General features: G+C 47.7%; 12 protein-coding genes and 1 pseudogene. 8 read left to right on the forward strand and 5 right to left on the reverse strand.

What is annotated here, in order from left to right; genetic code table 11:
* From OGX94_RS18690 to galE, 8 genes and pseudogenes are all read left to right on the forward strand, one after another.
* The coding region (locus OGX94_RS18690; protein WP_031493805.1) for an IS5/IS1182 family transposase at positions 1-241 on the forward strand (241 nt) is incomplete at its 5' end.
* A 222-nt stretch (positions 242-463) separates the two neighbouring features.
* A pseudogene (locus tag OGX94_RS18695) lies at positions 464-688 on the forward strand (helix-turn-helix domain-containing protein); the annotation flags it as partial.
* Positions 689-921: 233 nt separating this feature from the next.
* Positions 922-1860: a transcriptional regulator MelR gene (gene melR / locus OGX94_RS18700; RefSeq protein ID WP_257662013.1), complete on the forward strand. Its 939-nt coding sequence runs from the start codon at positions 922-924 to the stop codon at positions 1858-1860.
* Positions 1861-2190: 330 nt separating this feature from the next.
* A complete protein-coding gene (gene nhaC / locus OGX94_RS18705) occupies positions 2191-3513 on the forward strand; it encodes a Na+/H+ antiporter NhaC (RefSeq protein WP_286569750.1) in 1323 nt (440 codons plus the stop codon).
* Between the two features lie 123 nt (positions 3514-3636).
* Positions 3637-4809, forward strand: coding sequence for a MalY/PatB family protein (locus OGX94_RS18710; RefSeq protein ID WP_149334859.1), 1173 nt, complete (start codon positions 3637-3639; stop codon positions 4807-4809).
* A gap of 154 nt (positions 4810-4963) precedes the next feature.
* The gene (locus OGX94_RS18715) at positions 4964-5599 is read left to right on the forward strand and encodes a carbonic anhydrase (RefSeq protein ID WP_003826059.1); all 636 of its coding nucleotides are present in this window, start codon (positions 4964-4966) and stop codon (positions 5597-5599) included.
* A gap of 207 nt (positions 5600-5806) precedes the next feature.
* Positions 5807-6745 carry a glucosamine inositolphosphorylceramide transferase family protein gene (locus OGX94_RS18720; RefSeq protein WP_206160031.1) on the forward strand — a complete coding sequence of 313 codons (939 nt, stop codon included), beginning with the start codon at positions 5807-5809 and terminating at the stop codon, positions 6743-6745.
* A 52-nt stretch (positions 6746-6797) separates the two neighbouring features.
* Positions 6798-7814: a UDP-glucose 4-epimerase GalE gene (galE, locus tag OGX94_RS18725; protein WP_003826055.1), complete on the forward strand. Its 1017-nt coding sequence runs from the start codon at positions 6798-6800 to the stop codon at positions 7812-7814.
* A 46-nt stretch (positions 7815-7860) separates the two neighbouring features.
* On the opposite strand, the gene OGX94_RS18730 is transcribed toward galE, so the two are convergent.
* The 5 genes from OGX94_RS18730 to OGX94_RS18750 are packed head-to-tail and all read right to left on the reverse strand — an operon-like array spanning position 7861 to position 13023.
* Positions 7861-9252: a DUF4832 domain-containing protein gene (locus OGX94_RS18730; RefSeq protein WP_125112803.1), complete on the reverse strand. Its 1392-nt coding sequence runs from the start codon at positions 9250-9252 to the stop codon at positions 7861-7863.
* Between the two features lie 31 nt (positions 9253-9283).
* Complete coding sequence (locus OGX94_RS18735; RefSeq protein WP_003826052.1) at positions 9284-9691, reverse strand: hypothetical protein; 408 nt, start codon at positions 9689-9691, stop codon at positions 9284-9286.
* A gap of 2 nt (positions 9692-9693) precedes the next feature.
* Positions 9694-10806, reverse strand: a complete 1113-nt coding sequence (locus OGX94_RS18740; protein ID WP_125112804.1) for a glycosyltransferase family 4 protein — start codon at positions 10804-10806, stop codon at positions 9694-9696.
* A 1-nt stretch (position 10807) separates the two neighbouring features.
* A complete protein-coding gene (locus tag OGX94_RS18745) occupies positions 10808-12019 on the reverse strand; it encodes a glycosyltransferase family 4 protein (protein ID WP_257662014.1) in 1212 nt (403 codons plus the stop codon).
* Between the two features lie 14 nt (positions 12020-12033).
* On the reverse strand, positions 12034-13023 hold the full coding sequence (locus OGX94_RS18750) for a glycosyltransferase family 2 protein (protein WP_125112806.1): 990 nt from the start codon (positions 13021-13023) through the stop codon (positions 12034-12036).
* Positions 13024-13025 lie beyond the last annotated feature (2 nt).

The following is a 13025-nucleotide window of genomic DNA, read 5'->3' on the forward strand; positions in this document are numbered from 1 at the left end:
GGTAAAAACCTTGAAGCAGCATCCGCGCAAGAACAAAACGGCCATCAACATCGAATACATGAAAGCCAGCATCCGTGCCAGGGTGGAGCACCCGTTTCGCATCATCAAGCGGCAGTTCGGCTTCGTGAAAGCCAGATACAAGGGGCTGCTGAAAAACGATAACCAACTGGCGATGTTATTCACCCTGGCCAACCTGTTTCGGGTGGACCAAATGATACGTCAGTGGGAGAGATCTCAGTAAAAACCGGAAATANCGCCAGAAATGGTGGAAAAAATAGCCTAAATAGGCTGATTCGATGTGTTTGCGGGAAAAAAATCGGCCCAGATCCGCGAAATTTTAATCAGCGAGTCAGCTTGGGAAGAAATGACCTGCTTATTCGCACCTTCCCTAATGGGATAGGCTCTAAATCACTTATTTCCGTCATCCTTAATGTGGCTCTGGAACAGCAGAGCCACAAGAGACAGCCATCTTCCCCCTTACCTGCTCACCGCCGCTGACGGTAGAAAAACGACAATGGCCGCGCAACCCCGTCAGCTTGACAGCAAAGGAAAACAGGCGGAAAGAGAAGCTATCGAAAACGTCATGCAGCGATTCGGTTCAAGCGTTGAGGGGAAAAAACAAGCTGCGACAGAACTGGGGATCAGCATTGCCACGCTCTATAGAAAAATAAAACTGTACGGTTTGTGAGCCTCCCGCGCCGCATCCGTCAGGTACTGCAAAGTCCCTTATGATTGAGCGCTTTTAAGATTAAAGCTCACCATTCCCGATATCTCAGATCGGCAAGCGACAGGCACAGGATCTGAGTTTTTGGGAATAACTTCGCGAAAATGGAGAGAAAACGACGTTTTTTTTCGGTTAAGCTATGTTCATGCTTTGGCGTTACCCCATGGCCGGTATCACTATCCAGGAACCCAACCATAATGGCAAAAAGTACCCCGCAGCTGCCGCTCGACCCACATATGTGTCGCAGCTATGAGAAAAAGTCGCGAAGTCCGCTGGCGCTCTATTCAGAGTATCAGCGTATGGATGTCGAACTGCGGGCGCCGCTGGCTATGACCTACAGCCACTGGCATGGCCAGGTTGAGGTGAACGTGCCATTTGATGGTGATGTGGAGTATCTCTTTAATGACGAAGTGGTGAAGAGCAAACAGGGTTTTATCACCTTGTTCTGGGCCTGTACTCCCCATCAACTCACGGATGCCGGGCACTGTAAACAGATGGCCATCTTCAACTTACCGATGCATCTGTTTTTATCCTGGCCGCTGGACAGGGAGCTGATTAATCACGTAACCCACGGGATGGTGATTACTTCGTTGGCTTCACAGCAGCTGAGCGCGTTTGAAGTACAGCGTTGGCAAAATGAACTCAATAGCGATAACGAACAAATTCGCCAGTTAGCCATTGATGAAATCGCGCTAATGCTCAAGCGCTTTAGCCTCGCTGGCTGGCGGCCGGTACTGGGTAACAAAACGTCGCGCACCCAGAAAAACAGTATTTCACGGCATTCACAGTTTTACGTCAGCCAGATGCTGGAGTTTATTGCCGCCAACTGCGACAAACAGCTTACGGTTGATGCTATTGCCGAACACGTTAAGCTCAATCCCAATTATGCAATGGGTATTTTTCATCGGGTGATGCAACTGACGATGAAACAGTATATTACCGCGATGCGCATTAACCATGTGCGGGCTTTACTCAGCGATACGGATAAAACAATTCTGGATATCGCTACAATTGCAGGTTTTCGCTCCAGCAGTCGATTTTACAGCTCGTTCCATAAATACGTCGGCATGCCGCCACAGCAGTATCGAAAATTGAGTCAACAACGCCGACATCATTCACCTTATACCGAGGGGTAATTTATTCACCAAACGTTCTCTTACCTTACTACTAAATATAAGCACCAGAATAGCAGGTCAAAAAAGATAATCTGCGGCAGTTAATAAAATAGGGTTCAGCCATGAACTCTGGCAACTATGTTGCTCAGACATGAGTGACCTGTAGCAGGTATTTATTTGACGTGTTCAACCATTAACGATTGGGATGGAATTATGGAATTAAATAACTGCACCGCCAACAACAGAAAGCCATTGTCTTTCTTTTGGTCAGTTTTACCCATGGTAGTCATGCTGGGCGGGATTAGTATCGGATATTTTATCTTCAATATTCGAGCTTAGCCCATGATCCTGATGGGAACGGCAACCGCCTCATTTATAGCCATCGCTCACGGCTATACATGGGAGGACATTCTACAATCTATTTGCAATAAAATATCTGAAGCGCTGCCGGTCATATTAATCGTCGCCAGTATCGGTTTCTTAATTGGCGCATGGATGGTGTCAGGCACTATTCCAATGATGATTTATTATGGTCTGAAGTGGATTAATCCGCAGTATTTCTATATTTCGGCATTTATGCTGGGAGCACTGATCTCAGTATGCACCGGTACCTCCTGGGGTTCTATCGGGACCGTTGGTATTGCCATGATTGGCGTAGCGATTGGTCTGAATGTCTCGCTGCCCATTGCCGCTGGTGCTATTGTTTCAGGCTGCTGGTTTGGTGATAAGCTCTCACCGGTTTCTGATTCAACCAACATGGCTGCACTGGCTGCCGGGGTAAACCTGTACTCGCATATCGGCCACCTGCTGTGGACTACCGGCCCGGGTTTTATTATTTGCTGCGTCGTTTACAGCTATATGGGCATGGGCATTGATGCCTCGTCCAGCGCGCCTGAAAACATTACCAACTTGATGAATTCTATTGGTCAGATTTATCACTTTAATATTCTGCTGCTACTCCCGCCGATCATCGTTTTATATGGCTCACTGTCAAAAAGACCGCCCATTCCGATGCTCTTTTTATCTACGATAGTCTCAATGATTTTGGCGTTAGTCTTTCAGCAATTCACGGCATCCTCTGTCGGCGAATCCGTTGTCAGTGGCTTTAAGCTCGCAATGCTTACCGGAGATAATCTGCCGACACTGTCTTCCGATGTTTCCCGCTTACTGGAGCGAGGCGGCGCTATTTCAATGTTTAGCAGCTTCGTTACCGTTTTCAGCGCCTTTAGCTTTGCCGGGGCAATGAGTGCGACAGGCTCTCTGCACACCGTGATAAACGCGCTGACAAAAGGCGTTAAATCCACATTCCGCCTGGTGGCTACCACGATTGTGACGACATTTACCATCTGTGCCTGCACGGCAAATGGGACCTTACCGTTGCTGCTGTGCGGTGATGCCTTTAAAGAGGAGTACAAAAAACGAGGTCTTGCGGCAAAAAACCTCTCACGAACCACTGAAGATGCCGGAACCGTTGTCGAACCGATTATCCCCTGGTCTGCCTCAGGCGTTTATTGCGCCACTATGCTGGGCGTTGCCACGCTTGATTACTTGCCCTGGGCAATCCTCTGTTACAGCGGCGTCATCTTTGCCCTACTGTGGGCGGCAACCGGTATTGGCATTGCTAAATATGAGCCCAATGAAGCCACTGAGAATATGGTTGAGCAAAAATCATAAACTACCAAATAGCCAAATATTAGCTATCACCAGGGTAAATTAAATATATCCATTAGATATACATAAACATTCTTCGCTTTTGCGTTGCTTACACTATTTTCAGAGACTTTCCAGGAGTCAACAATGTCTTTGTTTGATGATATTGTCACAAGGGATGTTAATTGTCGCAAATACGGGCAATTACAACAGATGTACGGTACCACCGATGTATTACCGCTGTGGATTGCAGATATGGATTTTGCGACACCAGAGCCAATCATGAGCACGCTGCGTTCGGTGGTATCGCAGCCTGTGCAAGGCTATAACCTGGATTATCCACAATGGAAAGAATCTGTTATTCATTGGTATGCACAACAGTATGATGCCGATATCAAGGCACACTGGTTACATTTTATTCCCGGTGTTATAAAAACTATCGTACTCTCTTTAATGGCGCTTACCCGTCCAGACGATAATATTTTAACCTGTACGCCAATCTATGATCCCTATCCTAATCTGGTAAACACCAGCGGCAGGAATTTGATTCAGACGCGCCTCATTGAGAAAAACGGGCACTATGAATTTGACTGGCATGATTTCAGCGAGAAACTCAAGCAGTGCAAAATGTTTTTGTTCCCTTCACCGCATAATCCAGGTGGAATGGTGTGGTCGCGGGAAACGTTGGAAAAAATAAGCCACTATTGCCAGCAGGCTGGCGTCATCATTCTGTCTGATGAAGTGCACAGTGATTTAACCCTGCCAGGAAAGCGCCATTTGCCGTTTTTTACTGTTGATGAAGCGCCAGATAGTCGGTCAATCGTGCTTACTTCCATCAGCAAGACCTTCAATACGGCGGCGATCCAGGGCGGAATCGCCATTATTAAGAATGATGAATTACGCCATCAGTTCTACCACTTTCTGGATAACTGCTACCTTGCAGAGACCCATTCATTGCAGCAGGCGGCCATTTACAGCGCCTTTACCCATTGCGCCGACTGGCACCAGAAATTATTGGCCTATCTGGCCGACAATGTAGCGTTTGTAAAAAGTGAAATCGAAAAGTACTGTCCCTTGATTTCCATTGTGTATGGCGGCGCGTCGTATCTTCTGTTTCTGAATGCGGAAAAAATGGATCTCAGCGATGAGCAGCTAAGCGCTTTTTTTGTGCATGACGCCAGGCTTGGCCTGTCACCTGGGGCGCAATATGGTCCCGGTGGAGAGGGGCACATGAGACTCAACGTTGGCTGCCCACGCCCGGTACTGGTAGAAGCGATGAACCGGCTAAAAGCGGCATACCAGAAATGGCAAAACGCATAGCGTACATCACACGATTTGCCCTGCCACGGTGGGGCAAAATTATCCAAAGATGTTGCTGAACTGCTATAAAGTCTTTCCCTTCTGTCGGCTGGTGTTAAACTGGAAAGTGTGATCTTCATCATAACCTGCTTAAACAGAGACAAGAGACACTGCTATGCAACATATCATCGAGGGCTTCCTCAACTTCCAAAAAGAGATTTTCCCTCAACGCAAGGAACTCTTCCGCAGCCTGGCATCCAGCCAGAATCCTAAGGCACTTTTCATCTCCTGTTCCGATAGCCGCCTGGTACCAGAACTCGTTACTCAGCAAGATCCAGGACAGCTTTTCGTTATCCGCAACGCCGGTAATATCGTACCGTCATTTGGTCCGGAACCGGGTGGTGTATCCGCAACCATCGAATACGCGGTTGTCGCACTTGGCGTAACGGATATCGTCATCTGCGGTCACTCCAATTGTGGCGCGATGAAAGCCATTGCCGATAGCCAGCCCCTGGATCCGATGCCCGCTGTCGCTCACTGGCTGCACTATGCCGATGCCGCGAAAGCCGTGGTCGATAAAAAAACCTGGGATAACCCAATCGATAAAGTTAATGCCATGGTGGAAGAGAACGTTATCGCACAGCTTAACAACATTAAAACGCATCCTTGTGTCGCGGTTGGGCTGCGCAATAATGCGCTTCGTCTGCACGGTTGGGTGTATGACATCGAAAGCGGTGAAATCCGTACCCTGGATAAAAACAGCAAAACCTACGTTTCCCTTGCAGATAACCCGCAGGTGCATTTCGAGTAATTCCCCCACTGGAGCAAGGATGCTCTGGACATCTCCTCTCCCTATTTCTGTTAGTGGACAAAAAACGGGCTTGCGACTAGTTTTAAAGTAGCCACTGGTGTTCCACATCGGTTTTCGCACATTTATACAACATTGCGACAGGCTCATTCACTGAGTCGCAAACAGCTGTTCATACATGGTGCTGGCGATAAAAAGGATCAGGTGCAAATGCAAACAAAAATAAAAAGAATAATGGATAAGTTATTTTATCATGAGTCGTGGGACATCATGCTTATTAAGGATAATGGTACACACTCATTCCCCGACAACACTCTGGAGATATTAAGCAAATCCACTGCGCAGCAGTTAAAAAAGAAATATACATTTCAGGCCGATCCTTTTCTGATTGAAAAAGACGATAAACTGTATGTTTTCTATGAAGCTCTTAGCTTTCGCAACTCAAAAGGCACGCTACGATGTCGCGTTCTTGACCGTGAACTGGTTGAACTTGAAGATATTAGGCTTGAAGGCTTTGACGACTTACAGTGTCATTTGTCATTCCCTTATCTGATACATATCAACGATCAACTGTTCATGATCCCCGAGTCTTCAGAAAGAAAAGAGGTAATACTGTTTCAGTCAACTGAGTTCCCTGCACGCTGGAAGCAAGTTAAAGTTTTAATCTCTGATACCCAATTAACCGACAACGTATTTATCTCAATTAATGAAACCTGTTATCTGTTGTCCACCACGATGGATAACGAAATAATTATTCATTCAGCAGATCATATTTATGGACAATGGCAGCGGATTACCCCCTCATTGAAGGTGAGCAATCCCCATCATCGAGGTGCAGGTGCCTCCTATCAGGTCGAAAATAAAATGTACTTCCTTACACAGGAGTGCACGCCTGAAACTTATGGAAAGTCAATATATATCAAAGAATTAGTGACACTAAACGACACTAATTTTGCTGAAACTCTGATCGAACAAATCAATTCGTCGATCAACCACAGTGACGGCGTCCACACGCTGAACTTCTCAAATAACTATATTGTTTATGATACAAAAATAAACAAATTCAGCTTTTTATCTATACTTAAAAAAATTTCTTATAAATGCATGGTGAGGTATCGCAATTATTACCTTACCAAACGTTACCAATAACGCGTTCTCTATGGTACTGGCGTGAATCAATCCCCGTTTATCTGGAGTCTGTATGGCAATTCTTGTCACTGGTGGTGCAGGTTATATTGGTTCACATACTGTGTTAACGCTACTGGAAAGAGGCGATGATGTCGTAGTCATCGATAATCTGGCGAACGCCAGCAGAATCTCGCTGGACAGGGTCGCGGAACTCACCGGAAGAGAGCCCATTGTCTATATCGCCGATGTTCTCGACAGGCAGGCATTAAAAAACATTTTCGCCGACCATAACATCACCGATGTCATTCATTTTGCGGGACTCAAATCAGTTTCAGAGTCGATAAAAGAGCCCCTCGCCTACTATGAAAACAACGTTACCGGAACGCTGGTTTTACTGGATGAGATGCTGGCCGCTGGCGTTAATCGTTTCATTTTTAGCTCATCTGCCACGGTATATGGTAATCCAGAAAGCGTACCGCTGAGCGAGCAATCACGCACGGGTGGTACCACTAATCCGTACGGCACGTCTAAGTTGATGGTCGAACAAATTCTGGCCGATTTCTCACGTGCACAACCCGATTTTCGCATTACCTGTCTGCGCTATTTCAACCCGGTTGGCGCCCATCCATCAGGTCGGATTGGTGAAGATCCTAACGGTATCCCTAATAACCTGGTTCCGTATATCTCCCAGGTCGCGATTGGTAAGCTGGAAACCGTGTCGGTGTACGGTAATGATTATCCAACCCCTGATGGTACCGGTGTGCGTGATTATATTCACGTCATGGATCTGGCGACCGGTCATTTAGCCGCGCTGGATTGCCAGAACAAAGGCGCGGCTTACAAAGTGATTAATCTCGGTACCGGTGTCGGTTATTCCGTAATTAATCTGATTGAGGCGTTTGAAAAAGCGGCGCAGACAAAAATAAACTATCAGTTTGTCGCCAGAAGACCCGGAGATATTGCCGAATGTTGGTCTGACCCATCGCTGGCATACAAAGAGCTAGGTTGGAAGGCCATCTACAACCTTGATGAAATGATGCGTGACACCTGGAACTGGCAAAAAAATAACCCGAATGGGTATCAAATTTAATGTTCTCAGCAGCGAGCCTGACCGTCAGGCTCGCTGCTGTGTCTGACTAGCGTACCGTTATTGTTGACACCCGGTACCAGCCGCTGCTCTGCTTCCCTTCATTGGCAAAGTTAATTCTCGCCGCCCCTGACTTATCCAGCATCGCAACCTCAATCGCGTATTGCCCTTTCGCCAGTCGGCCTGGCATAGATAACGCATAACTGACCTGATACTTACCGGGGAGCCAGCGGCGAATATCCTCCGCGGAATTCCCCTGTGCCACCGCCTTATTGGCGCTGTCTACGACCCGGAATGCCAGCATGTAAGGCAGATAAATCGGTGCGATACCCTCATTGTACCAGGTACTGTTTAATGTCAGCGTTTGTCCGCTATCCCACACGGGCTCATGACTCAGGGACGCAAGGCGAAATCGATAGCCCAATTTGGTCAGCGCATCGTCGACCATCGGTCGATAGTCGCTGGGAATCGTTCTCGATTTCAGGTTAATGGTACTGGCGTGCTGCTTGACCGCCCAGTCAAAAATCCCCTGCACTTCAGCACGTGTATAGTGAAAGGTGTTCTTCCAGTCCTGCATATACGAGCAGATCTCCAGACTCACCGGCGCACGTTTCCAGGCGTCGTTGAACCCTGAATAACTCTGCTGTGCAGCCAGCAATCGCTGCGGGTAATCATCAGCCATATGGTTCCAGGAGTCTGAAAATACGCGTAGGTCTCCCCAACAGTCCGCACGCCATCCTGCCCCACGCGCCACCGCATTCGCCAGACTTTGACCGCCGCTTATCAGCATGGTTTTTGGCGTCACTGGAAAAGCAGAAAAGTGCATCGCGACGTAGCGATCCAGTTGCGCCGTGGTGTATCGCTCCAGTAATGGCTTCAGGTTCGGGAAGTTGCTGTTATGCCATTCTCCCCACGATCCCACCATGCCAATATCAACAAACGCGAGATTCTCATTACCATCGTAGCGCTTACCAAATGCGTTCAACAGACGCTGACTGTATTGAATAAACAGAGGATCGTCTAAATCCGGGGCAAATGTCTTTTTATCCGGCGTCCAGGTTCCTTTCACGCCTTTTTTAATCAGCCAGTCAGGAATTTGCGAACCGCTTTCCGGCTCTGCCAGAGCCATAAAGCGTAGCCCGACATTCATCGCAGGGCGATGTGCCGCCGCGTATTTAAAGGCATCATCCACCAACGCAAAATTGTACTGGCCTTCGACTGGCTCCAGATCCCGCCAGTAAAAACGCTCGTATTCAAATCCGGTATTGGGATAGTCCGCCAGCCCCAGCGTTTCACCGTATCCCTGATGAAAACTTGCCACGCCAATCCCCGGATTGGTTAACGGGCCCGTCAATGCTTTGGGGGTAACGGTCGTCAATGCGGCCATAACCGTCAGCGGGAAAAACATGCACAACAACGCACAAACCCATTTACGCTTCATCGCAAAGACGTCCTCCACCAATTTGTTAACGCTAGCGGTCTTTCAGACTTAACCACCAGTCCCAGATACCTACGTGAAAATTTTGGAACACATCAATACCTAACGCGGATTTGATCATATACAGCGTCAGCAATATGCAGCAGGTGACGAATAGCACGGCAATCAGCAGCAAAAAAGTGAGCAACATTCTCGACAGGGTTGATTCCTGGCGATGCTGGCGGCGTAAATCTCTGCCAAACAAAAAAACCAGATAATAACGCTTGCTGAAAAAAGGAAAGCTTCTGCGAATATCGATCTGATGCCGCGAAGTCAGGGTTGTAGCAAGGAGCGCTTTTTCCACCCCTTCTTTTTGTTCAGGGGTCAATTCCTCCGCTATCCGCTCATCAAGGTGAGCGTAAAACCGTTCGATGGCAGGAGGACGATTTTGAGGACTGGTCAAAATTAACCTATATCTTTATCAATGGAGTGGTAGACGTTAACCGTCTTTTTGGCGATTTCATGCCAATTGTAGTTTTGCAAATATACACCATAGTCCACGCTATTTGCTGTTGCCCCTTGGCCTAATTTTTCAGCCAGACCGGTTACATCACCCACCTTAAAATAGGCCTCGGCGGGCAGTTGAACTTCAAGGTTAGCCGGAATATCACTGACGACGGCCGGAAGAGAAAATGACATTGCCTCCAGCAGCGCAATGGGCAATCCTTCATGGTATGAGGGCATCACAAACAATTTAGCCTGCGAAAACACCGCCTGAAGTTCGTCACCACGTAAAAAACCAGTCATCACAACACCTGGCGTGTCGGCGGCAAGCTTTTTGAGGCGCACGCTGTATTCGGTCGGATGATCCGCATCGCCAATTAGTACTAACGGTATGGTCAAACCACTGTGTTGATAAGCGGCGATGGCATCATGCATCCCTTTTTCTTCCACAAACCGCCCAACCACCACGAGGTAGTTTTTCGGCTGCAGCCCAAAGCGGGAGAGCGTATTGTCGATGGTGAGCTGTGATAATAACCGCGGCTCGTTCACGCCATTGTGAATTAAATGCGCATCATAGCGACCGTGTTTTTTCTGGATCAGTTGATTAATAACTTCAGAAATCACAATCACCTCGTTGGCATATCTCACCGCCCAACGCTCACCCAGCAACAATATTTTTTTGGCTACATATCCCCATTTCTGCCGATCGTAATCGGGCCCGTGGTGGGTAAAAACCACCTTTTTACCCATCACGCGTAAGAGTGGGATCACAAGGCCAGGGCCGATAGCATGGACATGCACAATATCCGAATGGTCGATACGTGTCCTAAACGCCGCTATAACGGAATGGACAATAGCTTCCAGCGAGCGCTTTTTGGGTGCCCACAGCGCGTAGGTTTCGACTTTTTTATATACCGATAGTTTGTAATTTACATATGGCGAGCGAGCGATCACGCAAATATCCACGTCGAACTGCCGTTTAATGGCAGGATAAAGATTCTGACAGTGTGTCTCCACACCACCCAATACATCGGGAATACCACGCGTTCCAAAAACCGTTATTTTTTTACTCATACTATGGCCTGCTCAGCAGTTCTTTATACAGCGCCTGTAGGGTATCCATATGTTTACTCAGCGCATATTTTTCACTCAACCGTGCACGACCTTGTAAGCCCATATTCCTCGCCTTCTCAGGCGAGTCAGCCAGAGCGTCCATCGCATTGGCTAACTCATGCACATTACCCGGTTCGAATAAAATCCCTTCGACACCGTCACGAATTTGTTCCGGTATACCGCCGATGCGCGACCCGATAACCGGTTTGCCTAAGGACATCGCTTCTAATATCGCCATAGAACAGTTTTCATAGCATTCTGAAGGCAGGATCACCGCTCGCGCATGCTTAATAAGCTTATCGAGCGCCTCCCCTTGTTGCACATAACCTAAAAAATCAACATCAGGGTATTTGGCGGCTAATTCATCATGCAACGGACCGTGCCCCACAACTTTCAGCGGCGCTCTGTTCCGCATTTTTTTATGCGCTGCCAACAACGTTGCCACGCCCTTTTCACGGCTCAGACGGCCAAAGTACAGCATATAGCCTTCATCGCTTACTTCGGCCAGGGGACGGCTATCATCAACGCCATTGACGATGACATCAATGCGCGAATTTGGCAGCGTGCGCAGCAAAACACCGCGTAAAAAAACGCTTGGTGAAACAATCACATCCAGTGCCTGATAGTTTTGTGCAATGTACTGCCAGGTTGCCTCCAGGGAGAGCAGTAAACTTTTTGAGGCTGAACCTTCCTGACAACGATACCTGAAGGCGTTGAAAACCGTTCCGGTAATACAGGAATCGCACACTTTGCCGTCGCGCAGCATGGAATACGCGGGGCACACAATCTTATAGTCATGCGCAGTCAGCACCGTTTTGCAGCCAAAATTGCGCGCAACTTTAATCAATGCCGGTGTTAACTGATGGTAGATGTTGTGAAAGTGGACAATATCCGGGCGCTCTTTTTCTAATAGCGCCAGCATTTTTTTGCAGGCCTGCGAATTATGAATAAAGTTAACCGCCGTTTTGATACCGCCCAGCAGATTGCTCGCTTTGTGGTAGTCCACATTACTGACAAAATAATCCGCATAGTCCGAGGGGAAATTATTTTCATGATGCATAGAGAAATCAATAACCTGCACTCCGGCCTGTTTCAGCATATCGCGCTCTTGAAAATAAACCGTTTCCGCGCCGCCTTTGATGAAAAAAAACTTGTTAACCAATAATACTTTCATGGCGCCTGCCCCGGTTATTCATGAATGATTTTACTGTTAGGCGGAGTCAGCGGATCGCGTACCGGATAAAAAATACCTTTGATCAGCCCCGCTGAGCGTACGATTAAATTAATAACGCTTTGCAGCCCATCTGTTAACGAGCGGTTTTGCACAATCTTCAACAAAGCAAACGCCAGTAATGGTAGAAGCGCAACGGCAAACACATTGATATTTAAACTGAGCAGCGCCACAAATAAGAGAATAAGGTAAAGCGCAAATACCGCCTCATTCTTCACGATGTTGAATGACTGGGAAAACCAAGGCTTCCCCCAACTACAACGCAAAAGCTCACCCGGTGCCTGGTAATAACCGCTGGTCCAGCGCCGCGCCAGCATCTTAAACGTCGGCAGCGTATGTGACGTATGGCTGAAGTAAGGAATATCCAGACGCCGCAGTTTATAGCCTGCTTCGATTAAACGCAGGCCCAGTTCAGCCTCTTCATACGCGTGCAAATTACGGTTAGTCAGATAACCAATTTTTTCAATTGCCGACCGACGATACAGCCCACCGCCACCCAGATGATCGCTATCCCCGAGTGGATAGATTTTATTAATGCGTTGCTTACGCGATTTAAATTCATAGTTAACGGCATCGTCCATTTCAACGGTTCCCGCAACGCCTGCATATTCTGGTTCGGCCTGCAAAAACGCGACCGCCTGATCCACAAAGCCCTCTTCCAGTTCCATGTCGCCGTCCATCAGCAGCAGATAATCCCCTTCACTATACAGATAACCTAACTGGTGCCCGACGCCACAGCAGCGATCGCCAGGGTCAGTTAAGGACACTACGGTCACCCCTTTATCGATCGCAAGCTGTTGGGTGTTATCCGTTGACAGACTATCTGCCACAATAATTTTGTGTGGATAATCAATAAGCTGCTTACGGATACTGTCAATCGTCTTCTCAATACATTTAGATTCATTGAGTGTTTTAATACTCACTGAAATAAACGGTTTTTGGTCCATAC

This window comes from Citrobacter sp. Cpo037 (assembly GCF_030332945.1).
GTDB lineage: Bacteria > Pseudomonadota > Gammaproteobacteria > Enterobacterales > Enterobacteriaceae > Citrobacter > Citrobacter portucalensis.